Annotated in this window: 22 protein-coding genes; 12 read left to right on the top strand and 10 right to left on the bottom strand. The window is 64.5% G+C overall.

What is annotated here, in order from left to right:
* Window positions 1–65 precede the first annotated feature (65 nt).
* Window positions 66–764: an NUDIX domain-containing protein gene (locus CH305_RS20345; protein WP_032404066.1), complete on the top strand. Its 699-nt coding sequence runs from the start codon at window positions 66–68 to the stop codon at window positions 762–764.
* 13 nt (window positions 765–777) lie between these two features.
* Here the strand turns inward: CH305_RS20345 and CH305_RS20340 are convergent, their stop codons facing one another.
* Genes CH305_RS20340 through bioB form a run of 3 tightly spaced genes read right to left on the bottom strand, consistent with a single transcriptional unit; the run spans window position 778 to window position 2,611 of the window.
* The gene (locus CH305_RS20340; protein WP_094704800.1) at window positions 778–1,365 is read right to left on the bottom strand and encodes a DUF2567 domain-containing protein; all 588 of its coding nucleotides are present in this window, start codon (window positions 1,363–1,365) and stop codon (window positions 778–780) included.
* Between the two features lie 6 nt (window positions 1,366–1,371).
* Entirely contained in the window at window positions 1,372–1,596 is a 225-nt protein-coding gene (locus tag CH305_RS20335; protein ID WP_094620050.1) for a hypothetical protein, read from the bottom strand.
* 22 nt (window positions 1,597–1,618) lie between these two features.
* Window positions 1,619–2,611: a biotin synthase BioB gene (gene bioB, locus CH305_RS20330; protein ID WP_094704799.1), complete on the bottom strand. Its 993-nt coding sequence runs from the start codon at window positions 2,609–2,611 to the stop codon at window positions 1,619–1,621.
* A gap of 123 nt (window positions 2,612–2,734) precedes the next feature.
* Here bioB and CH305_RS20325 point away from each other — a divergent pair, with 123 nt between their 5' ends.
* Window positions 2,735–3,322: a TetR/AcrR family transcriptional regulator C-terminal domain-containing protein gene (locus CH305_RS20325; RefSeq protein ID WP_032404063.1), complete on the top strand. Its 588-nt coding sequence runs from the start codon at window positions 2,735–2,737 to the stop codon at window positions 3,320–3,322.
* 12 nt (window positions 3,323–3,334) lie between these two features.
* Here the strand turns inward: CH305_RS20325 and CH305_RS20320 are convergent, their stop codons facing one another.
* The 3 genes from CH305_RS20320 to CH305_RS20310 all read right to left on the bottom strand — a co-directional run bounded on the left by CH305_RS20320 (window position 3,335) and on the right by CH305_RS20310 (window position 6,685).
* A complete protein-coding gene (locus CH305_RS20320; RefSeq protein WP_052077718.1) occupies window positions 3,335–3,742 on the bottom strand; it encodes an META domain-containing protein in 408 nt (135 codons plus the stop codon).
* Entirely contained in the window at window positions 3,735–6,038 is a 2,304-nt protein-coding gene (gene secA2 / locus CH305_RS20315) for an accessory Sec system translocase SecA2 (RefSeq protein WP_094704734.1), read from the bottom strand. Before secA2 ends, CH305_RS20320 begins: the two co-directional genes overlap by 8 nt.
* A gap of 74 nt (window positions 6,039–6,112) precedes the next feature.
* On the bottom strand, window positions 6,113–6,685 hold the full coding sequence (locus CH305_RS20310; protein WP_032403972.1) for a dihydrofolate reductase family protein: 573 nt from the start codon (window positions 6,683–6,685) through the stop codon (window positions 6,113–6,115).
* Between the two features lie 76 nt (window positions 6,686–6,761).
* Here CH305_RS20310 and CH305_RS20305 point away from each other — a divergent pair, with 76 nt between their 5' ends.
* The 4 genes from CH305_RS20305 (at window position 6,762) to CH305_RS20290 (ending at window position 9,741) form a co-directional block, all read left to right on the top strand.
* Window positions 6,762–7,343 (top strand): TetR/AcrR family transcriptional regulator, encoded by a 582-nt coding sequence (locus CH305_RS20305; RefSeq protein ID WP_094704733.1) that lies wholly within the window; start codon window positions 6,762–6,764, stop codon window positions 7,341–7,343.
* Window positions 7,344–7,424: 81 nt separating this feature from the next.
* The gene (locus tag CH305_RS20300; protein ID WP_032379018.1) at window positions 7,425–7,826 is read left to right on the top strand and encodes a GntR family transcriptional regulator; all 402 of its coding nucleotides are present in this window, start codon (window positions 7,425–7,427) and stop codon (window positions 7,824–7,826) included.
* Window positions 7,823–8,683, top strand: a complete 861-nt coding sequence (locus CH305_RS20295; protein WP_094704732.1) for an ABC transporter ATP-binding protein — start codon at window positions 7,823–7,825, stop codon at window positions 8,681–8,683. The genes CH305_RS20300 and CH305_RS20295 overlap by 4 nt, the downstream gene beginning before the upstream one ends.
* Window positions 8,680–9,741: a hypothetical protein gene (locus CH305_RS20290; protein ID WP_094704731.1), complete on the top strand. Its 1,062-nt coding sequence runs from the start codon at window positions 8,680–8,682 to the stop codon at window positions 9,739–9,741. The genes CH305_RS20295 and CH305_RS20290 overlap by 4 nt, the downstream gene beginning before the upstream one ends.
* A gap of 48 nt (window positions 9,742–9,789) precedes the next feature.
* Here CH305_RS20290 and CH305_RS20285 read toward each other — a convergent pair whose 3' ends face one another.
* The gene (locus CH305_RS20285; protein WP_283164518.1) at window positions 9,790–10,569 is read right to left on the bottom strand and encodes an NAD-dependent deacylase; all 780 of its coding nucleotides are present in this window, start codon (window positions 10,567–10,569) and stop codon (window positions 9,790–9,792) included.
* Window positions 10,570–10,616: 47 nt separating this feature from the next.
* Here CH305_RS20285 and CH305_RS20280 point away from each other — a divergent pair, with 47 nt between their 5' ends.
* Window positions 10,617–11,213: a CHAP domain-containing protein gene (locus CH305_RS20280; protein WP_094610198.1), complete on the top strand. Its 597-nt coding sequence runs from the start codon at window positions 10,617–10,619 to the stop codon at window positions 11,211–11,213.
* A gap of 3 nt (window positions 11,214–11,216) precedes the next feature.
* On the opposite strand, the gene CH305_RS20275 is transcribed toward CH305_RS20280, so the two are convergent.
* Window positions 11,217–12,164 (bottom strand): GGDEF domain-containing protein, encoded by a 948-nt coding sequence (locus CH305_RS20275; RefSeq protein WP_032403966.1) that lies wholly within the window; start codon window positions 12,162–12,164, stop codon window positions 11,217–11,219.
* Window positions 12,165–12,233: 69 nt separating this feature from the next.
* Here CH305_RS20275 and CH305_RS20270 point away from each other — a divergent pair, with 69 nt between their 5' ends.
* On the top strand, window positions 12,234–13,037 hold the full coding sequence (locus tag CH305_RS20270) for a MerR family transcriptional regulator (protein ID WP_094704730.1): 804 nt from the start codon (window positions 12,234–12,236) through the stop codon (window positions 13,035–13,037).
* Window positions 13,038–13,566: 529 nt separating this feature from the next.
* Here CH305_RS20270 and CH305_RS20265 read toward each other — a convergent pair.
* Entirely contained in the window at window positions 13,567–14,775 is a 1,209-nt protein-coding gene (locus CH305_RS20265) for an MFS transporter (protein WP_037150802.1), read from the bottom strand.
* Window positions 14,776–15,032: 257 nt separating this feature from the next.
* Between CH305_RS20265 and CH305_RS20260 the strand changes: the two genes are divergently transcribed.
* Genes CH305_RS20260 through treZ form a run of 4 tightly spaced genes read left to right on the top strand, consistent with a single transcriptional unit; the run spans window position 15,033 to window position 23,661 of the window.
* Window positions 15,033–17,168: an acyltransferase family protein gene (locus CH305_RS20260; protein ID WP_094704729.1), complete on the top strand. Its 2,136-nt coding sequence runs from the start codon at window positions 15,033–15,035 to the stop codon at window positions 17,166–17,168.
* A 56-nt stretch (window positions 17,169–17,224) separates the two neighbouring features.
* On the top strand, window positions 17,225–19,516 hold the full coding sequence (gene glgX / locus CH305_RS20255; protein WP_094704728.1) for a glycogen debranching protein GlgX: 2,292 nt from the start codon (window positions 17,225–17,227) through the stop codon (window positions 19,514–19,516).
* Between the two features lie 3 nt (window positions 19,517–19,519).
* Window positions 19,520–21,895, top strand: coding sequence for a malto-oligosyltrehalose synthase (gene treY / locus CH305_RS20250; RefSeq protein WP_094704727.1), 2,376 nt, complete (start codon window positions 19,520–19,522; stop codon window positions 21,893–21,895).
* The gene (gene treZ / locus CH305_RS20245; protein ID WP_256983903.1) at window positions 21,892–23,661 is read left to right on the top strand and encodes a malto-oligosyltrehalose trehalohydrolase; all 1,770 of its coding nucleotides are present in this window, start codon (window positions 21,892–21,894) and stop codon (window positions 23,659–23,661) included. Before treY ends, treZ begins: the two co-directional genes overlap by 4 nt.
* On the opposite strand, the gene CH305_RS20240 is transcribed toward treZ, so the two are convergent.
* Entirely contained in the window at window positions 23,634–25,181 is a 1,548-nt protein-coding gene (locus CH305_RS20240; RefSeq protein WP_094610191.1) for an MFS transporter, read from the bottom strand. The genes treZ and CH305_RS20240 overlap by 28 nt on opposite strands.
* Window positions 25,182–25,265: the final 84 nt, after the last annotated feature.

Raw genomic sequence — 25,265 nt, 5'->3', positions numbered from 1 at the left:
ACCGATCATCCGGTCGTCGGTGACCGAATTTCCTCCGAGGGAGTTTTCGACCTATGATCGAAAACATGATTCATCGTAGCACCGTCCACGAAGTACTCATCGCGGTGTTCCAAGTTCGAGCCTTTTCCGACCCGGACACCCCCGAACTGGCGGTGCTGCTGTGGCAGCGCGCTCTCGACCCCGAGGCCGGCACCTGGTCGCTTCCCGGTGGCACCCTGCGTGACGACGAGAATCTCGCCGCGTCCGCGCGCCGTCAACTCGCCGAGAAGGTCGATGTGCGCTCGGTTGCGCACCTCGAGCAGCTGTCCATCTTCAGCGAACCCGACCGCGTCCCGGGAGATCGCCGGATCGCGTCGACGTTCCTCGGCCTGGTGCCGATATCGGCCGAGCCGACACTCCCCTCGGACACCGCATGGCACCCGGTTTCGGCGCTGCCCGACATGTCGTTCGATCACGGAACCGTCGTCGCTCACGCCCGACACCGCTTGGTAGCGAAGCTGTCGTACACCAATATCGGCTTTGCACTGGCTCCGGTCGACTTCGCGATCTCGTCGCTGCGCGAAATCTACGGTGCGGCACTGGGGTACCAGGTGGATGCCACCAACCTGCAGCGAGTACTGAGCCGTCGGGGCGTCATCGAACCCACCGGCCGTCGGGCACCGTCCGGCAAAGCCGGCGGCAGGCCACCGGCTCTGTTTCGCTTTGCCGACAACAGCATTCGGGTCACCGACGAGTTCGCTGCATTGCGTCCTCCGCAGGCGTGAACCTGGCCGACTGTCAGTCGGCCCGATTCGAATCGAACGACGGCGGCGGGAACGGCTCGGCGTCCACGTCCTCGGGTTCGGGATCGGTATGTTGCAGATTGTCGTTGGGGTTCATCGCTGCCAACAGCAGGACGACCAACGACGCCGTCAGCGCCTGGACGATCAGCACCAGTGGGGTCTCGATGCTCGGTGCCACCGTGACGATCGAGCCCACTGCAGGGTCGGTGGCCTTCGGGAACCGCAGGGCGGCAATCGCATTGCCGACCACAATCGCAGCGATCGAGCCGGCGAGCGCACCCACGAAGATTGCCACGAAAAGGCGTGGACCCCGCTCCGACTTCCACAGCCACCAACCGACCGGGAGGACGAGACCGAGCGCGAACGAGACGAGGGAGAAGATCGCGATGGCGTCGAATCGGTGCAGACTTTCACCGGTCAGAGCCGCCCCGCGGTCCTGCGCCACCACGAGCAACTGCTGCGCGGGCACCAATAGGCCCCACAGCATGCCGCCCAGTGCGGACAGCGCCACCGATATCGCTACCACCACCGCCAGAACCCGGCGGGTGCTGTGTCGCGGCGGTCTTTCGAGCGGTTCCGACATGGACACCTAGCGCCTGCCCGTCGCTGCCGAGTCGATCAGGCCGTGCCGCGAGCAGACCGAGGACCACCCGTCGGGAACTATCTGCACCACCATGCGGCGACCGCATTCTGCGCAGAACCGCGGCGGCTCCAACCCGAGCCGGACGGCGACCGACGACGAATCCGCACCCACCTCGGCTCCGGCGTCGACAGGCCGACCGGTGTACGGGTCGTAGTGGGTCTCGCTCGTCATTCGACCCACCCTAATACGCGCATCAGATAGTCGAGTTCAGCGCTTTGATCGGCATCTGCAGCTGACCGAGAAGATCGAGATCCTGCTCTGCCGGACGACCGAGCGTCGTCAGGTAGTTGCCGACGATGACGGCGTTGATGCCGCCGAGAATTCCCTGCTTTGCACCCAGATCACCGAGAGTGATCTCGCGGCCGCCGGCGAATCGCAGAATCGTCCGCGGCAGCGCGAGACGGAACGCAGCGACGGCGCGCAGAGCATCGGATGCCGGCAGCACATCGAGGTCTCCGAACGGGGTTCCCGGTCTCGGATTGAGGAAGTTCAACGGCACTTCGTCGGGCTCGAGTGCGGTGAGATCGGCCGCGAACTCGGCTCGCTGCTCGAGCGTCTCCCCCATCCCGAGGATGCCGCCGCAGCACACCTCCATGCCTGCCTCCCGCACCATCCGAAGCGTGTTCCACCGTTCCTCCCAGGTATGAGTGGTCACAACATTCGGAAAGTACGAGCGAGAGGTCTCCAGGTTGTGGTTGTAGCGGTGCACGCCCATCCCTGCGAGCTGATCGACCTGATCCTGCTCGAGCATGCCCAGCGAACACGCGATGTCGATGTCCACCTCGCCTCGAATGGCTTCGATTCCCGCAGCGACTTGGGCGAGCAGCCTGGCGTCGGGTCCGCGGACCGCCGCGACGATGCAGAATTCTGTGGCCCCGGTCTTCGCGGTCTGCTTGGCCGCCTCGACCAGAGACGGGATGTCGAGCCAGGCAGCGCGCACCGGAGATGCGAAAAGCCCCGATTGCGAACAGAAGTGGCAGTCCTCGGGGCATCCGCCGGTCTTGAGGCTGACGATTCCCTCGACCTCCACCTCGGGGCCGCACCACTTCATCCGTACCTCGTGCGCCAGCAGCATCGCCTCCTCGAGACGGTCGTCGCCGAGCTGGAGGACCTCGAGAACCTGAGATCGTTCGAGTGCGATGCCGTCGTCGAGCACCTGTATACGGGCCGTGCGCAAAATGTCCATTCCGGTCCCCTCGTAGTCGAACGGCGACACATTGAACACCGTTCAAGTTGAACGGTGTTCACGTTAGGCACCGCCCTCGGCTACTGTCAAAGCGACGAGGCGTCGATCGACTTGGGGGAAGCAGTGCAACTCAACAGGCAAGACGTCCTGGACGGCGCGATCGCCATTCTCGACGAGTACGGCCTTGCCGACCTGACCATGCGACGGCTTGCGACGTCCCTGCACGTGCAGCCCGGTGCGCTGTACTGGCACTTCCCCAACAAACAGACCCTGCTCGGCGCGATCGCAGACCATCTGCTGTCCAGCGCCGACGCCCCACCCACCGAGGGCGCGTGGGACACGCAGATCGAGCAGATCGCGCATCGGCTGCGCGACGCGCTTCTCTCCCGTCGAGACGGGGCCGAACTCGTCGCCGCGACCTACGCGTCGAGGATGACCACCAATCGCATTCGCGAACGCATTGCCGCCGTCTGCATTCGCGCGGGACTACCGCGACGCGACGCGGAACTGACCGCCGACACCCTGCTGTACTACGTTCTCGGCCAGACAGTGGACGAACAATCGCGTCTACAGATGGACTCCGCGGGAGCCCTCACCCCCGAGGCGTCCCCGATCTTCGAGAGTCCGGACCCGACCAGCAGATTCGATTTCGGATTGCGGCTCTTCGTCGACGGAGTCCGCCACTCGACAACCGATCGGATCCGGCGCTAGAGGTCCGGCCGATCAGGACTCCGCGAAGACGATCCGTTCACTTCCGTTGTCCAGGGTCATGGTGCCGTCGTTCCGAGACCACCGCGGCGTGGACGCCAAGAATTCCGAGAGCCACGCGTCCTGATCCATCAATGCCTGTGGGCAGCCCATACGGGTGGAACCGAGAGAATCGGTGGTGATCCTGCCCTGCGAGGTGTCGACCGTGCCGAACAATCTGTTGCACCCGGCCTCCGCCGAGATTCGGTCGTCGGCGAATTCGAGCCTGATCGTGGTTCCGTCCACCGGCACATAGGAGTCGGAAGCGTCGATGGACGTGTAGATCTTGTCGGCCGGAAATTCGCCGTACGAGTCGGCACACCCGGACGCCACCGCGCCCACGCCCAACGCGAGAGCGACCAACGCGCGCCGCGCGTCAGCCACCGAAGATCGGCCCCAGGCCGGCCGCACCGGCATTTCCGCGGGACGCGAACGGGTTGTCGTGCACCATGTACGTCCAGGTCGACGTCGGTCGACGCAAACCGGCATCGTCGAGATCGATTCCGTCGGAGGTGATGTCGGCCGACTCGAAGGTGGCGTGCGAGAGATCCATCGCCTTCGACGACACCGTCTTGAATGCTTCGACCGCAATGCGGTGATACTCGTCCAGCGGATTCTCGCGCCCCAATGCCCGAAGGTGAATGCTCTCACGCACGTCTGCGAGGTGCGCGAGGTAATCGGACCACGATCGATCGAGGTGGTACAGAACTATCTGGCGAGCGACCTCGATCAGCGTCTCCTCCGAGACGGTGTCGCGAAGCTCTTTCGAGCGCTTAGGCGAGTGCGCCTCGAGCAAGGTCAACGCCTCGTCCGAGTTGAGCAACGTCGCGCGGCTGCGATCCAGAATTTCGCGATGTTGAGCCGTCAACTGGTTGTAGCGCCAAGTACGAGAATGTATTTCGAGCATCTGACCCTCGGCGATGCGTTGTGCGTGATCGACACGGTCGGCCGCTGCCGGCGAGGTGAACATTCCGCTGTCGTCGATACCCTTCGGTGCGTCCTTGTCGCCGATGTTGTTCTTGACGACGTCGTCCTCCCAGCTGCCGAAGAACAGTGAACGACCCGGATCTCCCTGCCGACCTGCGCGTCCCCGGAGCTGGTTGTCGAGTCGCTCGGTTGTGTGGCGACCGGTGCCGAGAACGAACAATCCGCCGAGCTCGGCAATACGTTCGCGATCGGCACCGTCGGGACCGCCGAGCTTGATATCGGTTCCGCGACCGGCGATCTGAGTCGACACTGTCACCGCGCCGTGCACTCCCGCCGCGGCGATGACCGCTGCCTCCTCAGCATCGTTCTTCGCATTGAGCACCACCACGTCCACGCCCGAGGCCGTGAGAGTCGACGCCAAAGCCTCGGACTCGGCGACATCATGGGTTCCGATGAGAATCGGCTGCCCGGTCTCGTGAATCTCCTTCACCTGCAGGGCAATTGCAGCGTTCTTGTGTTCGATCGTGTCGTACACACGGTCGTTTTCGTCGACGCGCACCGTCGGCACGTTGGGCTCGATGACCGAGACGCCGAGGCTGTAGAACGTCCGAAGCTGCTCCCCCGCCGCCATGGCCGTTCCGGTCATGCCGCACACCGTGGCGTACCGATTGACCAATGCCTGCACGGTGATCGTGTCGAGAATCTCGCCGGTCTCGGTGGGAGCAAGCCCCTCCTTGATCTCGACTGCCGCTTGCAGCCCGTCCGGCCAGCGCTGAAGTTCGGCGACGCGTCCACGCGAGGCGTTGATCAGCTGAACCCGTCCGTCACGAACGATGTAATCGACGTCGCGCTGCACCAGCACCTGGGCGTGCAGCGCCACGTTGACCGCCACCAGGGTCGATCCGACATGCTGTTCCGAGTACAGATCGATTCCGCCGAGCTCCTTCTCGATCCGCAGGGCACCCTCGTCGGTGAGGAAAACGTTCCGCCCTTCGGCATCGGTGTCGTAGTGAACACCCTTGTCCAACAATCGGACTGCGTCCATCACGGTCGAGGTCGAGACGTCACCCGATACCGAACCGGCCAACACCAGTGGGACGAGCGCCTCGTCCACCAGCACGGAGTCGGCCTCGTCGATCAGTGCGACGTCCGGGACGGGCGAGACCAGATCCTGTCGATCGTTCACCAGATGATCACGCAGGACGTCGAAGCCGACCTCGTTGACCGAGGCGTACGTGATGTCGCAGGCATAGGCGGTGCGACGCTCCTGCGCGCTCGACGCCTCACCGATGGAACCGACCGTGATACCCAGAACCTCGAACAACGGCTTCATCCACTGTGCATCGCGTTGCGCAAGGAAGTCGTTGACCGAGATGACGTGCACCGCGCGCCCGGACAAGACGTACCCGACGGCAGCGATGGCGCCGGCCAACGTCTTGCCCTCACCGGTCGCCATCTCCACCACATCGCCGGCGAGAAGTCGCACGGCACCGTGGAGCTGTACATCGAAGGGCCGCATGGACAGTGTTCGCGCACTCGCCTCTCGCACTAACGCGAGGTACCGCGGAACATCGAGCCGCGCTGCGTTGTCGACGCGAAGTGCGATCGCCTCTGTCGCCAAGTCGCTGTCGTCCATAGCGGCCGCCCACTCGGCGTGCTCCTGGGCTCGGTCGACGTGCTGACGGGACGTGCTCTGCGCCTTCTGCGCGGAGCGTCCGAGTACACGCCAGAACCGGTCGGAGCCCAAAGCCATGTGCAATCCCTACCTGAGAAAGAAAGAACGTTCCTTTCCACAGTACCGAGTGTGACGTCGTCCTCGGTTCCACATCATCGATCGACCGTGTACTCGTTCACCACCACCCCGGACTCGAAGGGGGTACTGGCCACGAGGCGACTTCGGATCGGTGAGTACGCACGCTCGGCGAAGAGACGCTTACCCGAGCCGAGGAGGATCGGGTTCACCTTGAGGATCAGCCTGTCGATTTCGCCCGCCACAGCCGACGCCAACATCCCTCCCCCGGCCAGCCAGATCCCACTTCCATTCTCGCTCTTCAGCTTTCGCACGACCGCTACGGGATCTTCACCGGTGAGCGTCACGGCCGCTTCCACGCCCGAGTGATCACGCGAGAAAACGTACTGCTTCAGGTGGCCGTACGGACCCTCCGGGGGATGGATTCCACCGGCCTTGTACGTGTTCCACCCCATGAGCACGGTGTCGAAACGACTCAGGTCGGGGGTCAGGCCCGTCGCCCGAAGGCCAAGCGTCGGAATGGTGTCGGTGTACTCACGCAGGATCATGTCGATGTGGTCGCCGTGCATCGGGAAGTCGGCGAAGGAGTCGTCGGGGGCAGCGATGTATCCGTCGAGACTGACGGCGACGTAGTAGACCAGTTCACGCATGAGCTTCTCCGATCACGACGGGTGTAGTGGTTGCTTTAGACTACGACATCCGTAGTGGTTCCGCTAGTCTGTTTCCATGGCTCGCAACCCACTCCGACGCTCCGAACTGGCCGACGCCGGACTTCGCCTGCTCGCCGCGGAAGGAGCGCGCGGACTGACCCACCGCGCGATCGACGAGGAAGCAGCTGTGCCCAAGGGAACGGCATCGAACTATTTCAAGACCCGCGCCGACATCATTGCCGGACTGATCGAGCGGATCGGCGAGAGACTCGCCCCCGACGCCGAGGTCCACGAACCACTCGCTGCGCAACCCCCCAGCCCCGAGCTGTTCGGTGCGTACATCCGCGACATCGTCGCCCGACTCCTCGCGAACGGCGACGTGACACTCGCGCTGTTCGAGCTGCGGCTCGAGGCATCGAGACGACCGGAGATCAAGGAGATGCTCGGTAGCTGGCAGCGCTCGCATTTCTCTGCCGACGTCGAATTCAACCTCGCCGCAGGACTACCCGGGGGTCGCCAGGAAGTTGCACTCTTCCACTACGCGATCGACGGCCTTCTGCTCGACCGCCTGACGTACCCGATCGATCCGGACACCTCGACGGACGAAGTTGTCGACGCCCTGGTTGCGGGCCTTCTGCATTCCTCATCGATGCCCTGACCATCCACTGACCGCACAACCTGGACAAACAGACGAGTCCGCATTATCGTCTTCCACTAATCAACTAGTGAAAGGGTCCTGGTGATCGCTTACCGTATCGATCGTCAGTCCGGCATCCCCACATATGTCCAACTGATACTGCAGACCAAACAGGCCCTGCGCCTCGGATCACTCACTGTCGGCGACAAGCTCCCGACAGCGAAAGACGTGGTCACGGCGCTCGCCATCAACCCGAACACCGTGCTCAAGGCCTACCGCGAACTCGAACGAGAAGGCCTGGTCGAACCACGGACCGGATCGGGAACCTTCGTCGTCGCCTCCCTGGCGAAACCCGGCATGGCCGAACGATCGGCCCTCGAGAACGAACTGAGCCGCTGGATTCGCCATTGCCTGGCAGCAGGACTGGACAGACCGGACCTCGAGGCCATCGTCACCGCTGCCCTCGACACCCACTTCGACCGACCGGAAAGAGACGGATCATGACCGACGCAGTTCTCACCATGGACGAGGTGGTCAAGTCGTTCCGCCGAAAGACCGTCCTCGACCACTGCTCGTTTGCCATCGAAAGAGGAAGCGTCACAGCGTTGGTCGGCTCCAACGGCGCAGGCAAGTCGACTCTGATGTCGTTGGCGGTCGGACTGCTCACACCGGACTCCGGGAACATTCGAGTACTGGGCGAAGCCGTGGGCCAGCGCGGCATCGCGCCCGGCCTCTCCTACCTCGCTCAGCACAAACCTCTCTATCCACACTTCACCGTCGCCGATACTCTCCGCTTCGGCCGAAACACCAACGTGCACTGGGACGATGCGTATGCGGCAGAACTCGTGGACGCAGCGGGGATAGCCGTCTCGGCACGCGTCAAGTCACTCTCTCCCGGCCACCGCACCCGGGTCGCGCTGGCCTTGGCCCTGGGTCGGCGCCCGGAGGTACTGCTGCTCGACGAGCCTCTCGCAGACCTGGATCCGGTTGCCCGCCGCGCTGTGGCCCGGACATTGATGCGCGACGCGGCCGAGAACGGCACGAGCATCGTGCTGTCGTCGCACGTGTTGTCGGAACTGGTCGACGTCGCCGACCGACTACTCCTGTTGCGTGACGGCCGCATTCGACTCGACGGTGACCTGGATACCGTCACCGCCGAGCACTACCTGCTCGTCGGTAGCACCGATGCCGAACCCACCGTTGACAACGGAACCATCATCTCCGACGTATCCGGTTCCAGTGCAGCAGTATTCGTTGTCCACGGCACTCGACCGGAGACAGCGCGACCGGGCTGGACCGTCGAGGACGCCACCGTGGACGACGTTGTACTCGCACACCTCGGTTCGGAGGTAGCGGCATGATCTGGGTGACATGGAGACAATTCCGCGCGACAATTCTGCTCGGGGTCCTGACCCCACTTCTGTTGGCGACCATCACGATTGCGATCACAAAACTTGCTGGGGGCGTCGCACCGATTACCGGGATTCGGGGATGCTTCGGGTTCCAGGAGGATTACTGCACAGCCGAGACCGCCCAGACCATCGCTATATTGCTCACGATCGCACTGCCGGTCGTTCTCGGTGCCTTCGTCGGCGTGACCGTCTTCTCCCGCGATCTCGAACGTCGAACTCACGTACTCGGTCTTACCCAATCGGTGAGCAGACGACGGTGGTACGGCGTGCGCGTACTGGTCGTGTTCGTTCCGACGATCCTCGCCATGGCGTTGCTCGGATGCGCCCTCTACTGGGCGAAATATCGCACCTCGCCTGGGTCGTTCACTTTCATCAGCACCGGCGAATCACGCCTGGACTTCCCCACCTTCGGCGCAACGGGATTCGTTTCGGGCGGGTATACGGCTGCCGGACTGATGCTCGGCGCAGCATGCGCGCTGGCCATGCGGAACACCGTCGCCGCGATGATCACCACTGTCGTGCTGTCCACTGCCTTCCTGGCGCTGCTGCCGACGCAGATTCGCGAACACTACGCGACTCCCGCGGTCGAGACCCAGACACTCGAGCAGAAGATGAACGACATGTACGGCGGCACACCGGACTACTACCGGCCACTGGAATCGATCTCGATATATCCGCGATGGAACGTGTCGGCGGATTACGTCGACGGCCAGGGAACACCCGTAGCGATCGACCTGCAGAAGTGCACGTGGCCCGACAACTACCGGGACATGAGCGAATTCGAGACGGTCGCGCAGTACGAGGAATACGCCGATCTCCGTGCCGCGGAGGACGCTCGCACACAGATCGACTGCACCCGAGCTCAGGGTGCCGACGCCTTCGAGACGAAGTACCACGAGGATCGACTGTTCTGGCGGTTCCAGGCGATCGAGACAGCTCTGACGCTGCTGATCGCCGGTCTTCTCGGAGGACTGTCCCTGCTACTGGTCAAAAGACTGCGGCCCTGAGGTAGCGCGGTCGGTGCAAACGGCTGAGGCGACAGCATGTTTCGGTGTTCACAGTCGCGCAACGAGGGCCGGCAGCCCCGCCGCCGCAGTGGTGCGCCACCGGTGATCGGCCATGTCCGAGACCTCGGTCTCGACCGGGTTGATCTCGACGACCGTGGCTCCGGCGCTACGAGCGATCGCCGGCAGTCCCGCGAACGGGTACACGACTCCCGACGTGCCGACCACGAGAACGAGGTCGGCACGTCGGACGGCGTCCTCGGCCGCGTCCCACGCGGCCTCGGGTAGCGATTCGCCGAACCACACCGCGCCCGGCCGAATCAGCCCGCCGCACAACGGACATTCCGGCGGCGGAACCCGCTGGTCCGCCTCGGCCGGTGCGTCGGCGGCACCGGCGTCGAGCACTGCCCGTGTCCCACAGTCGCTGCAATACGGCTCGAACAGAGATCCGTGCACATGTGACAACACCGTGGCTCCGGCTCTCTCGTGGAGGTCGTCGACATTCTGGGTGGCGATGTCGACGTGCGCCCGCTGCTGCCATTGTGCGAGTGCCACGTGACCGGCGTTGGGCTCGGAGCGTCTGACCAGTTCCGCTCGCCATCGATACCAACCCCACACCAGATCGCTGTCGGCCATCCAGCCCTCGGGGCTGGCGAGATCCTTGGGATCGAAGTCCTTCCACAACCCGCTCTGGGCGTCACGGAAAGTTGCGATCCCCGACTCGGCCGACATCCCCGCACCCGTGAGAACGGTGATGCGCGACGCTTCGCGGGCAGCGTCCGCCACAGGCTCTGGAACAGCATGGGCCGGCAGGTCACGAGGGAAGGTCACGTCCTCATTGTGCCAAGCTGTGTGCCCGGTCGCGCTACCGTGGTGGCATGAGCATCGACACCAGCGCGCGTACTCGACGACGGTGGCCTCTGTGGGTGGCGGCGTGCACGGCTGTCGTCGTGGTTGCGGTCGTTGGTGTTCTGTGGCTGGCCCCGAGCCGATACCTCCCGTGGGACACCGAGGCATTTCCCGAGGTGAACACCGGTGAACTGACGGCCGATCAGGCCCGAGTGGTGGAACTGTTGCGCACCGAGCACGAGCAGCAGCGCCCGGGAACCTTCTATGCCGAGGGTGTGGACGAAGCCTGGTGCGCCGACTTCGTCAGCTGGATCATGAAGGAAGCGGATATGCCGCTGTCGAACCCCAATTCCGGTTCGTGGCGCATACCCGGCGTCTACACCCTGCAGGAGTACTACCAGGAGCAGGGTCGATTCGAGGCCGTCGGTGGCTACACGCCGTCGGTGGGTGACGTGGTGCTCTACGACAACAGCAGCTGGATCGGCCAGCACACCAACGTGATCGTGGCGGTCGACGGAGACGAGGCCATCACCGTCGGAGGTAACGAGGCCGGCAAGATCCGAGTTCACACCCTGCACTACGGATCCGACTCCGGCGTGGTCGGATTCGGCCGACTGGCGAGCTGACGCTCACTCGCCGGATCGGCGGCTTCCGTCGCTGTACGATCGCGCGCCACCATCTCGTTTGGCCTGAAAGAGCAACATGTCTGCACGATCGAAGCAGTCGTCCACGGACTCGCCTCGTCGCAACGTCGTGTGCCCCGCGGAGAATGTCTGCTGGTCGGGAACGACGGCGGCGAGCTCGGTCAGCACGGCGGCCATCGTCGTCGATCCCACTCCCGGCATCGCGAGAGCGAACTCCTCCCCACCCCATCTCGCGATCGAGGCTCGGCCACCGAGCAGATCTGCCGCAGCAGCGGAGAACCGAACCAACAGTTGATCACCGCGGCCGTGGCCGTACTTGTCGTTGTACAACTTGAAGCGGTCGAAATCGATCATGGCCAGCGCAACCGCGCCCTCGTCCCCCGGCGGTGTGGTCAACTGGTGCAACCGATCTCGCCATCCGCGCCGATTGAGCAGTCCGGTCAGGGCGTCGGTCTGTGCAGCTACGCGCAGGTCGTCCTCGACGCGCCTTCGATCGGTGATGTCGTGCACAACGGCCATCGTCCACCTTCGACCCTCCGGTCCCGGAACCTCACTGGCCGAGATCCAACCCCACCGCACTGTGCCATCGGCATGCAGGTAGCGCTTCTCGACGTGAACCGATTCCCCTCGAGACTTCGCGTCGTCCATGATCTGCTCCATGGCGGCGTGCTGGCCCAAGTCGTCGGGATGGGTGAACTCACGAGAAGATCTGCCGGGCAGGCGTTCACGAGGACACCCGACGATGGCTGCGTAGGCCTCGTTGGCGAGAACGAGCAGTCCGTCTTCGTCGGCAAGCGCCAATCCGACCGTGCTGGCCTCGAACATTTCCCTGTACCAACGATCGGCGTCGACCATCTTCAGCCAGGTCTCTTCCTCGAACGGTGCGAGCCACGACGACTCACACGACGACCCGACGATACGCCGCGCTGCCACGCCCGGCCCTGGGAAGGCGAGGCAGACGGACTTGACGTTGACGTAGCGTCAAGGTTCACACTGAACCACATGCGAATCGGATCTCTGGCGGAGGCCGTCGGAACGACACCGCGAACGGTGCGTCATTACCACCGCCTCGGCCTGCTCGACGAGCCGCGCCGTCTGTCCAACGGATATCGCGAGTACACGATCGACGACGTGGTTCGTCTGATGAGAATCCGGTGGCTGGCCGACTGCGGGATGCCACTCGGCGAGATAGCCGCCGCCCTCGGTGAGTCTCCGGCGGGCGAGACCGATGTGGTCGCTGATCTCAGGGCGCTTCTCGTCGGTATGGAACGGGAGCAGTCCGCGCTCGCGCGCAAGCACATCCGCCTGTCGGCACTGCTGAACGACGCAGTCGAGCATCGCCAGCTGACCGCTCTTCCGCGCGAGGTTGCCGACGCCCTGAGCGCGCTGATCGATGCTTCCGCGGAAGCGGACCGAGAAGCATTGATCCGTGAACGCGATCTACTCGAGGTGATGGCGATATCGGGCGCCGTTCCCGCATCGTTCTTCGAGACGGTGACCACCACACTCGGCGACCACCGTCTTCGCCAGAGGTACCTCGGGCTTCTCCGCAGGTTCAGCGCCCTGGAGGGCCGAGATCCGGACGAGGCCGAGAGCGATATCGCTTCGCTCGCCGCAGAACTGGAGTCGATGTTCGGTCTCGATTCACTTGCCTCCGATCCGTCCGATACCACTGTGGACACCGAGGAGATCAGTTCGCTGAGTATCGACGACATCCTGCCCGATCCGGCCCAGCGCACTGTGATCGTCCGCGCCGCCGCGCACCTGCAGACCATCGACCACCCGCCGTCCGGAGGCACCCGATGACGGTCGACTTCCCTGTCCAGGTCGGTAGATGGCACTCGTTGGCGCTCTGGACGCGCGGGCAGCACGCGCCGATCGCCGCGGACTCGACCGTGTTCACCGCTACCCGCGGAACACTCGGATTACCCCTGATGTTCGGTGCTGCCACCGTGATCGAGATGGTCGTTCTGCACTTTCTGATTCCGTGGCTGTGGCTCAGTGCGCTGGTCGCAGCCGCGTCGGTTGCGTCCCTGGTGCTACTCGCGTCATCGGTCGCCCTGGCTCGGGCGCACCCGCATGTTCTCTCACCCGAAGTCCTCGTTCTGCGCATGTCCGGCACGGTCGTAGCGAGGGTCGACCGAGCGAATATCGCGTCGGTTCGCATCCACCGTCGGTTCGGCGTCGTGTCGCCCGCTCTGGACGGAGGCCGGCTCGTCCTACCGAACCAGGACGGCACCACGGTCGACATCGAGCTGTTCAGTGCCGCAGAGGTTGTGGTTCCCGCACTCGTGCAGCGATGGCGGATATCCGGCTTCGCTCACTCGTTCGGTGTTCAGGTGGACGACCCCGCAGCACTGGTTGCTGCGCTCACTCCGTCCACTGCGGCACCCGAAGAGGAGCGGCGCAGCAGACGAGTTGCGAACAACAGGACCAGCAACGCGAGCACGGTGATACCGGATCCGGCCCAGATGGGCGAGGTGTAGCCGAGGCCGGCCGAGATCGTCACGCCGCCGAGCCACGCGCCCAACGCATTTCCGAGATTGAAGGCGGCGATGTTCGCACCGGACGCCATCGTCGGGGCGTCGGGCGCGAACGACATCACCCGCATCTGCAGCCCCGGCACCGTCGCGAAACCGAAAGCGCCCATGAGGACGAGAGAGGCAACAGTCGCCGGTCGACTCTCTGCGGTGAGCGCGAAGAAGACGAGAACGACGGTCAACGCGCCGAGCAACGTCAGCAACGTCGCGGTGAGGTTGCGGTCAGCGGCCTTGCCGCCGAGGTAGTTTCCGATGAAGAGACCTCCACCGAACAGCACGAGCAGCCAGGGCACCGAGCTCGACGCAAACCCGCTGACGTCGGTGAGGGTGAACGCGATATACGTGAACGCGCCGAACATACCGCCGAATCCGAGCACCGTCGTGGCGATGGAGAGCCACACCTGGGGAGACCGGAACGCACGCAATTCGCGGCGCAGATCGCTCTCCTCACCGATCCCGGTTTCCCGAGGAACGAGGGCCGCGATGCCGATCAGCGCAACGATGCCGATCACCGTGATGGCCCAGAACGCCGACCGCCATCCGTAACTCTGACCGAGGAACGTTCCGAACGGAACGCCGAGAACGTTGGCGGCGGTGAGGCCGGCGAACATCATGGCAATCGCTCCCGCCTTCTTTGCGGGCTCGACCAGACCTGCCGCGACCACGGCACCGATTCCGAAGAAGGCTCCGTGGCACAGTGCGGCGACCACACGACCGAGCAGCATCGTGTCGTAGCTGCCCGAGAGTGCAGAAATCAGGTTGCCTGCGATGAACAGGCACATCAGTGCGAGCAAGACGGTCTTGCGGGGAAGTCGCGTGACCGCAGCGGTGACCACCAGTGCTCCGACGACGACGGACAACGCGTAGCCGGTGATGAGCCAGCCGGCGGTGGCTTCGGTGACCGAGAAGTCGGCCGCGACCTCCGGTAGTAGGCCCATGATGACGAATTCGGTCAAACCGATGCCGAATCCTCCGATTGCGAGGGCGAGCAGGCCGAGAGGCATGTCGAATCTCCTGAGACGAAGTGGCGTAGGTAAATATCTGGCTATCGCGTGTAGTTGCACGCGCTTGGCAAATAGTTGCACACGCGCTCTATCCGCGCAAGAAGACAATGCGCCGGATCAACCTCTACGCTCCCGAACTGGGACTATTGCCCCGAAGCAGACTCCGAGAAGTGCTTCACCTCGCGTACACGTATTGTTTGCCCGGTATCGCACATCCGACCGAGTAGTCGATCGACAGCCGGAGCCACTTCTCCTTCATGCATGTACACCCGACCGACAGCGACTCGGCCATCGATTTCTCGACACCGGTCCAGGGCGCTTCCGCTCCGGCACCCGGCCCACAGGGTCGACCACCGCAACGGCGAGATCTCAATGGCTTGCGCGGCGTCGCGATCGCACTCGTCGTCGTGTTCCACATCTGGATGGGTCGCGTGTCGGGTGGCGTCGACGTCTTCCTGACGCTGTCCGGCTTCTTCTTCACCGCATCCCTACTGCGATCGGCCGAGGCCGGGGCAAGCCTGAATCCGATCACCCGCATCACGCGCGTGCTCCGCAGACTGGGTCCACCGCTGCTGATCACGCTGCTCGCAGTCGCCGTCGCATCGGTGTTCCTGCTGCCGCGCACCCGCTGGGCAGACCTGGGTGATCAACTCGTATCCGGTGTCTTCTATTACGTGAACTGGCAGCTGGCGACAACAGCGAACGACTACTTGGCGGCCGATCCCTCGGTGAGCCCCGTTCAGCATCTGTGGTCGGTCGCCGTGCAGTTCCAGTTCTATCTGCTGGCCATTGCCGTCGTGTTCGGTCTCGCATGGCTCCGACGCATCGCCCGACCCGAGGGGCCACGAAGTCTTCGACCACGCACCTTTGCCGTGATCTTCGCCGTGATCGCTGTGCTGTCCTTCGTGTACGCGGCGGACGGTGTTCGACGGCATCAGGCGTGGAACTACTACGACACCGGTGCGCGACTCTGGGAGATCATGCTCGGTGCGGCACTGGCGGCAGTGCTCGCCTCGCGAACAAGCACCTCGGTGGCCGCCGCCTCGCCCTTACGTGCCCGCTGGTCGTCGACGGCACGTGGAGTCCTGGCCGTTCTCGGCATGACCGTCATCGTCGCGTGCGGTTTCGTCGTCGACGGTGTGACTGCGTTTCCCGGTCCCCTGGCTTCGATTCCGGTGCTCGCGACCCTCGCGTTGATCGTCGCCGGGTCCGAGACCGCCGTCGCGGCAACGCTCTCCAACCGGTTCTTCGCCTGGGTCGGATCGATCGCATTTCCGCTGTACCTGTGGCACTGGCCGCTGCTGATCTTCTACTTGTCGGCCACCGGCAGATCCCATGCAGACGCGCTCGGGGGTCTCGGCATCGTCGGGGCGTCGGTCGTACTCGCATGGCTGACCGTGCGTCTGGTCGAGCGCCCCACGCAGTCGAGCACGTTCACGCCGGGACGGATCGCGGTCACTGCCTGCGCGGGGATCGCCGCGCTCGCCGTCACGACCGGTTCGGTCGGATGGAACGTCTACATCGACCGGTCGATCACCGCGGTACAGGCCGACGAATCGGTCGACGAATTGACTCACCCGGGGGCGCTCGAACTGACCGACGGGATTCGCGCCGAGCCGGCCTCCGTCCGTCCCCCGCTGTATTCGGCTCCCGAGGACCTCCCTGCCACCACCCTCGAAGGCTGCATCGCCGACTTCGAAACACGCGATGCGGTCTCGTGTAGCTACGGCGACCTCGACGCGAACCGAACCATCGTGCTGGCGGGCAGCTCACACGCCGAGCACTGGGTGACGGCCCTCGACGCGCTCGGACTCCAGCACGGGTTCAAGGTCGTCACATTCCTGAAGATGGGCTGCCCGTTGAGCATCGACACGATGCCGATGCTCGGCCCCAACGAATACCCGGATTGCCTCGACTGGACGCAGACCGTGCTCGCCGACGTCGCAGCGATGGAACCTGCCTACGTGTTCACCACCGCCACCCGCCCGCGGGAGGACTTCCCCGGCGATTACACCCCCACCTGGTACGCCGCGGTGTGGCAGCAACTCGCTGCGGACGGTGTCGGAATTCTGGGTGTTCGGGACACCCCGTGGCTCGCGTACCGGGCGATCGATTGCCTGGCCAACGGCGGCAATGCCACCTCGTGCGGCATTCCACGGGACGAAGCGCTCGACCCCGTCAATCCGGCGCTTGCGGCCTCGTTCCGACTCCCCGGGTTCTCCGCTCTCGACCTGTCCGATGCAGTCTGCGACGCGACCGTGTGCCGCGTCGAGCAAGGCAACGTACTCGTCTACCGTGACGAGCATCATCTCACCGCGACCTACGTGCGAACTCTGACCACCGAGCTGGGACGGCAGGTCGGATCGGCCACCGGGTGGTGGGCCGGACCGTGAGCCGAACGCCTCGCGCTCGGTAAGCCTGGGCCCACCCGCCACAGTAGGGTTGATCCATGCTGCACGAAGCCTCCGACGACACGCCTGCCATCGCAGTATGGCCGGGATCCGCCTATCCGCTCGGCGCGACCTACGACGGAGCAGGAACCAATTTCGCACTGTTTTCCGAGGTCGCGGAGGCCGTGGATCTGTGTTTGATCGCCGACGACGGAACCGAGACCCGCATCCGTTTCGAGGAGTCCGACGGCTACGTCTGGCACGCATATCTGCCCACAGTGGTACCGGGTCAGCGCTACGGCTACCGCGTTCACGGCCCCTGGGATCCGGCAGCCGGGCATCGCTGCGACCCGAGCAAGCTGCTCGTGGATCCGTACGGCAAGGCGTTCGAGGGATCGTTCGACGGCGACCGATCGCTGTTCTCGTACAACATGGACGCGCCCGCTCCCGAACCCGAGGCCGAGGTACAGATCGACGAGGAATCCGCGGATTCACTCGACGCCGAGGCACCGTTCGAGGACGCCGCCGACCTCGCCGATCCCGACGACGAGATCATCGAGGAAGCTCCCATCGCGCACGACGACGCGCCGAACAACGACTTCCCCCAGCATGATTCGCTCGGTCACACGATGACCACCGTCGTGATCAACCCGTTCTTCGATTGGCAGGCGGATCGCGCCCCGAAACGCCCGTACCACGAGACCGTGATCTACGAGGCCCACGTCAAGGGCATGACGATCAACCACCCCGACATTCCCGAGGCCGAGCGCGGCACCTACGCCGGGCTGGCGCATCCGGCGATCATCGATCACCTCAACCACCTCGGAGTCACGGCCATCGAACTGATGCCGGTGCACCAGTTCATGCAGGATCAGGTTCTGCTGGACAAGGGACTGCGAAACTACTGGGGCTACAACACATTCGGATTCCTGGCCCCTCACGCGGAATATTCCTCACTGCAGTCCCCCGGTGCGGCGGTCACCGAGTTCAAGGCCATGGTTCGCTCGTTCCACGCCGCCGGCATCGAGGTGATCCTCGACGTGGTCTACAACCACACCGCCGAGGGCAATCACATGGGCCCGACCATCAGCTTCCGCGGCATCGACAACGCTGCGTACTACCGGCTCGTCGACGGCGATCTCGAGCACTACATGGACTACACCGGTACCGGCAACAGTCTCAACGCCCGGCACCCGCACACGCTGCAGCTGATCATGGACTCGTTGCGCTACTGGGTGACCGAGATGCACGTGGACGGGTTCCGATTCGACCTCGCATCCACGTTGGCTCGCGAACTGCACGACGTCGATCGCCTCAGTGCATTCTTCGATCTCGTTCAGCAGGATCCGGTCGTCAGCCAGGTGAAGCTGATCGCCGAGCCCTGGGACATCGGTGAGGGCGGCTACCAGGTCGGCAACTTCCCCGGCCTGTGGACGGAGTGGAACGGCAAGTACCGCGACACTGTGCGTGACTACTGGCGCGGGGAGCCCGCGACGCTGGGCGAGTTCGCGTCGAGGCTGACCGGATCCTCGGATCTGTACGAGTCGAACGGTCGTCGCCCCGGGGCAAGTATCAACTTCGTCATTGCCCACGACGGCTTCACCCTCAACGATCTCGTCTCCTACAACGACAAGCACAACGAGGCCAACGGCGAGGGCAACAACGACGGCGAGAGTCACAACCGATCCTGGAACTGCGGCGTCGAGGGACCGACCGACGATCCGGAAATTCTGGACCTCCGAGCCCGCCAGATCCGCAACATCATGGCGACGCTGCTGCTCAGCCAAGGTACGCCGATGATCGCTCACGGCGACGAGATGGCACGAACACAGCAGGGCAACAACAACGTCTACTGCCAGGACTCCGAACTGGCATGGATGGACTGGTCGTTGGCCGAGACCAACGCCGAACTGATCGAGTTCACTCGCAACGCCATCGCATTGCGCGCCGAGCACCCGGTGTTCCGCCGGCGCCGGTTCTTCGAGGGCCGTCCCATCCGAACCGGCGAGCAGGCACGAGACATCGCGTGGCTGACCCCTGCGGGCGAAGAGATGACGCCCGAGGACTGGGACAGCGGCTTCGGCAAGTCGCTGACCGTGTTCCTCAACGGCGAAGGAATTCCGGAACCGAACCAGCGCGGTGAGCGCGTGGTGGACGACTCGTTCCTGTTGTGCTTCAACGCACATCACGAGACGCTCGAGTTCGTGACCCCGGACGGGAACTACGCCAAGGAGTGGACGGTCGCCTTGGACACAGCAGCCCGAACGGGAGCGGGTGAGAAATCGATAGAAGCGGGTACACCGGTGGAAGTCACCGCTCGTTCCCTACTCGTTCTACGAAAGACTGCCTGACACATGCCGCTGCCCACCAGTACTTACCGGTTACAACTGCGGGGCGATGCCTTCACCCTGGCCGATGCCTCCGACGTGGTCGATTACCTCCACGACCTCGGGGTCACACACCTGTATCTGTCGCCGATCCTTACTGCGACCGACGGATCGACACACGGATACGACGTCACCGATACCTCGACGGTGTCGGCCGCCCTGGGCGGTCGAGAAGCGTTGACGCAGTTGCATTCTCGTGCCGCAGAGCTGGGCATGGGGATAATCGTCGACATCGTCCCCAACCACGTCGGAGTGGAGGACCCACGGCAGAACGCGTGGTGGTGGGACGTGCTGCGACGCGGTCGCGACTCCGAGTACGCGACGTACTTCGACATCGACTTCGGAGCCGACAACGGCGTCGACGGCAAGATTGCAATCCCCGTGCTCGGCAGCGCGAGCGACGTCGGTGAGCTCACCGTCGACCACTCGGAGGAGCAGCCTCTCCTCGCGTTCTACGAGCACCGCTTCCCCATCGCTGACGGCACCGACGGCGATGATGTGCAGGCCGTACACGACCGTCAGGCCTACCGATTGGTGAGCTGGTCCGACGGGCTGATCGGATACCGACGGTTCTTCTCCGTGAACGGCCTGGCGGGAATTCGGCAGGAAGACCTCGACGTCTTCACCGACTCCCACCGCCAGGTGGCCGGTTGGATCGACGACGGCCTGATCGACGGACTGCGGGTCGACCATCCCGACGGTCTGGCCGACCCCGCCGGCTACCTCACCGAACTGCGCGGACTTCTCGGGCCCGACCGGTGGCTCGTCATCGAAAAGATTCTGGCCGACGGTGAACCGCTGGACGAGTCGCTTCCCGTCGACGGAACGACCGGGTACGACGCGTTGGCCGCGGTCGGCGGAGTGTTCGTCGACCCGGAGGGCGTGCATGCACTCACTGCTCTGTCTCAGGTGCGCTCGGGCATCGCCTACGACGCCGAGACATTGCACGAGACCGAGTTGGATCTCAAGACCGCCGTTGCGCGCGGCGACCTGTCCCCCGAGGTGCGACGCCTCGCTCGGGCCGTGGTTCGCGAGTCCGGCACCACCGTCGACCTCGAGTCCGTCATCGACGCGATCGTTGCCGTCGTCGCGGCCGTCCCGGTCTACCGGACCGACTACGCGCCGCTCGCCGGCGTGCTGCCGGGCGTGATCGCTGCTGTCGGCGAGGAGCAGCCGGACCTGGCCGGCGGTCTGGGCGCACTGGCGACCGCCCTCGTCACCGGTGCAGAATCGCCGGTCCGCTTCGACCAGGTCTGCGGTGCAGTCACGGCCAAGGGCGTAGAGGACTGCCTGTTCTACCGCGCCAACCGGTTGATCTCCCTACAGGAAGTGGGCGGCGACCCGAGCCGATTCGGTTGCAGCACAGCGTATTACCATCTGACCAATGCCGATCGAGCGCGACGCTGGCCGGCTGCGATGACCACCCTGTCGACTCACGACACCAAACGCGGCGAGGACGTACGGGCGCGAATCGGCGTGCTGTCACAGACTCCCGAACTGTGGGCTCACTGCATCACGGACTGGGAAGAACTGACCCCGAGTCCCGACGGTACAACCGGAATGTTTTTGTGGCAGAACCTTTTCGGCATCTGGCCGGTCGACGGAGTGATCACGTCCACGCTGCGTGAGCGCGTTCAAGCCTACGCGGAGAAGGCAATCCGCGAGGCCGCCCTCCGCACGACGTGGACTGCTCCGGACGAGGAGTTCGAGTCCGCGGTACACAGCTGGCTCGACGCCATCTTCGACGGTGCCGTCGCTCGATCGATGACGATGCTGGTCGACAAGCTCGCTCCCCATGGCCATTCCGATGCGCTGGGTCAGAAACTGTTGAATCTGGCCGGGCCCGGCATCCCCGATGTGTACCAGGGCACCGAGTTGTGGGAGGACTCGCTCGTCGACCCCGACAACCGCAGACCCGTCGACTACTCCGTCCGTCGATCGATGCTCGCCGCGTCGAACACCGATGCGCTCTCGATCGATACGGGTGCTGCCAAGCTGGCTGTGGTTCGCTCCGCGCTGCACGTGCGCCGCGAACGGCCGGAGAGCTTCGTCGGTGGCACCTACGCGCCGATCGTCGCGGACGGATCCGCGGCCGAGCACCTCGTCGGATTCGCACGCGGACCGGTTCCCGGAAACGCCGACGTGATCGCACTGGCGACCAGACTCTCGCTCGGAGTATCCGAGACGGGCTGGGGCGACACATCCGTGACGCTGCCTGATGGCAGCTGGCGCGATCGCATCACCGGCTCCGAACACACGGGCACCGTCTCGGTAGCCGAGATGTTCGCCTCACTCCCGGTCGCACTCCTGGTGCGCGACAACGAAGAAGCGGTGACACAGTGACATCGACAGCAGTGACAGCAGTGACCTCTTCGCCGACGACACGACGATTCCAGGTCTGGGCACCGTCCCCCGAGACGGTCCGATTGCAACTCGACGACTCGGTGCATCCGATGCAGCGCTCCTCGGACGGGTGGTGGCATGCCGACGTCGACGCCACACCGAACTCTCGATACGGCTACCTGCTCGACGACGCAGACAAGGCACTGCCCGATCCGCGATCACCGCGGCAGCCCGACGGCGTGCACGAGCTGTCCCAGGTGTTCGACGTCGATCCCACGCTGTGGACCGATGCGGCGTGGACCGGGCGTCAACTACCCGGCTCCTCGATCTACGAATTGCACATCGGCACGTTCACCGACGAGGGCACGTTCGAGGCGGCCATCGGCAAGCTCGATCACTTGGTCGAACTGGGCGTGTCGTTCATCGAGATCATGCCGGTCAACGGATTCAACGGCGTGCACAACTGGGGATACGACGGAGTGCTCTGGTACACCGTGCACGAGGAGTACGGCGGCCCGGAAGGGTTGCAGCGCTTGGTCGACGCCTGCCACGGCCGCGGCATCGGCGTTGTCCTCGATGTGGTCTACAACCACCTCGGCCCGTCCGGTAATTATCTCGAACGCTTCGGCCCCTACATGACCGAAGGGGCCAACAGCTGGGGCCAGGCAATCAACTATGCCGATGCAGACTCGGGCGAGGTTCGGCGATACGCCCTGGACAACGCTCTGCGTTGGTTCTCCGAGTTCCACATCGACGCGTTGCGGCTGGATGCAGTACACGCGATAGTCGACCACACTGCGGTGCATCTGCTCGAGCAGCTCTCGATCGAAACCCGCACCCTGTCAGCGCATCTCGGTCGTCCACTGACCCTGATCGCCGAGAGCGACCTCAACGATCCTTCGCTGATCACGGCACGGTCGGGTGGCGGCTACGGACTCGACGCGCAATGGGACGACGACATTCACCACGCGATCCACGCGGCTGTCTCCGGTGAGCGGCAGGGCTACTACGGCGATTTCGGTTCCCTCCAGGGTTTGGCGAACACGCTGCGGCAGGGGTTCTTTCATGCCGGAACGTATTCGAGCTTCCGCGGTCGGATCCACGGCCGCCCGCTGGACACGCGCCGAATTCCGGCCAGTTCACTGGTGACCTACACGACCACTCACGATCAGGTCGGTAACCGCGCAATCGGCGATCGACCGGGTTTCTACCTCTCCCCCGGCCAGCTCGCAATCAAGGCTGCTCTGGTGTTGACCTCGCCCTACACACCGATGTTGTTCATGGGAGAGGAGTGGGGAGCGTCGACGCCGTTCCAGTTCTTCACCTCGCATCCAGAGCCCGAGCTCGGTAAGGCGACCGCCGAGGGACGCAAGGCGGAATTCGCCGAACATGGCTGGGACAAGAGCGATATCCCGGACCCACAGGATCCCGAGACCTTCACCCGGTCGAAGCTGAACTGGTCGGAACTGGGCGACGGCGACCATGCACGACTGCTGGCCGTCTACCGCGATCTGTTGAGGCTGCGCCGCGACCGGACCGAACTGACCGACCCGTGGCTGGACCACGTGAAGGTGGACTACGACGAGGACGCGAAATGGATCGTCGTTCGCCGCAGCCGACTCAGTGTGGCGTGCAATCTGTCCGAATCTGCTGTGACCGTGCCGGTCGGCGGCTCACCACTGCTCGAGTGGGAGCCGACGACATCGGACGAAACTGGCTCTGCCACAACGATTCCCGGTCACTCCGTCGTCGTACTGGAATCCTGACGCCTGCGTAGATTGACCAGGACGAACACGGCGGTGATCGCCAGCACCACCGCGGTGGCGACGGCCGCGACATGCATGCCCGAGACGAAGGCAGCATGCGCGGAGTCCAGTAGGACCGTCGCCACCGAGTCCGGCAGCTCACGGGCCACCGCGTCGGCACCGCCGAGAGTCTCACCGGCCCTGGCCCCCAGCTCGGGGGTCAGCTGCGTGACGTCGATGCCGCGACGGAAGATCGCCATGACAACGGTGCCCAGTAGTGCGACGCCCAGTGCGATACCCAGTTCGTATGCGGTTTCCGACACTGCCGAGGCAGCTCCCGCCCGTTCGGGCTCGACGGCACTGACCACCAGCTCGGAGGTCAGCGTCAGCGCGACACCGACACCGGCCCCCACGAGGACGAACCCGGCAATGAACAGGGCCGGGCCGCTGTCGGTTGCGAGGCCGACCAGGAGCCCGGCACCCGCGGCGGCGACGAACATTGCGACCCCGAGAACTGTTCCCGCACTGAAGTATCGAACCAGGACCGCAACCAGCAGTGAGGTGACGATGCTGGCGGCGGTACCGGGCAGCAGCAGAAGACCCGCCTCGAGCGGGCTGTTGCCGAGCACGAGCTGCAGATACTGCGAACCGAAGAACAGAACCCCGGCGAGGGCGAACACCGACAGGAAGTTCGTTGCGACGCCCGTCGAGAAGGCCCGGTTGGCAAACAGTCTCAGGTCGATCATCGGTGCCGCGAGAGTGCGCTGACGGCGGACGAACACGTATCCGGCGATCACACCGACCACCGCGGACAGAAGGTAGACCACGTCGAAGCCGTGTGCTGCGGTCTCCTTCACCGCGAATACCAGCGGCACTATGGCGAGCATCGACAGCGCCGAACTCGTCAGGTCGAACCGGCCCGGGTTCGGGTCCTTCGACTCGGGAATCACCAGCGGGCCGAGCGCGATCAGCACGAGCATGACGGGGATGTTGATGAGAAACACCGATCCCCACCAGAAGTGCTCGAGCAGCCAACCGCCCACGAGCGGACCGGCAGCGGCACCGCCACCGGCCATCGCACCCCAGACGCCGATCGCGGCAACGCGTTGACGCGGGTTCAGGAAGATGGTGCGAATCAAGCCCAGGGTCGCGGGCATCAGTGTCGCACCGGAAATACCCTGCAACACGCGGGCCGCGATCAGCATCTCCGCGCTGGTCGACACGGCCGCTACGAGTGAGGCGATGCCGAAGCCCGCGGCACCGATCAGTAGCAATCGGCGACGGCCGATTCGGTCGCCGAGCGTACCCATGGTGATGAGCAGGCCGGCCAGCACGAACGAATAGACATCGATGATCCACAGCAACTGGTTGCTGGTCGGTGCCAAGTCCGAACTGATGAAAGGCAATGCCAGGTCGAGGACAGTGCCATCGACAGCGATGAGCAACACGGCGAACGCCAGTACCACCAGACCGAGCCAGTCCCGCGGGGTCGCCCGGTGCTCGGATCCCCCGGCTACCTCGTGCACCGAACCGGTGCGCATGTCACTCACTACATCTCCTACGTTCTGCGCCCGGTGCGCCGGCGATCGCCGGGTCCGAAACGCTCGAGAGCACCAACCGTCCAG

The organism is Rhodococcus sp. 15-649-2-2 (assembly GCF_002258645.1).
GTDB lineage: Bacteria > Actinomycetota > Actinomycetes > Mycobacteriales > Mycobacteriaceae > Rhodococcoides.
Note: the sequence above shows the minus strand (reverse complement) of the source record. Positions and strands in the feature narration are given on the sequence as shown.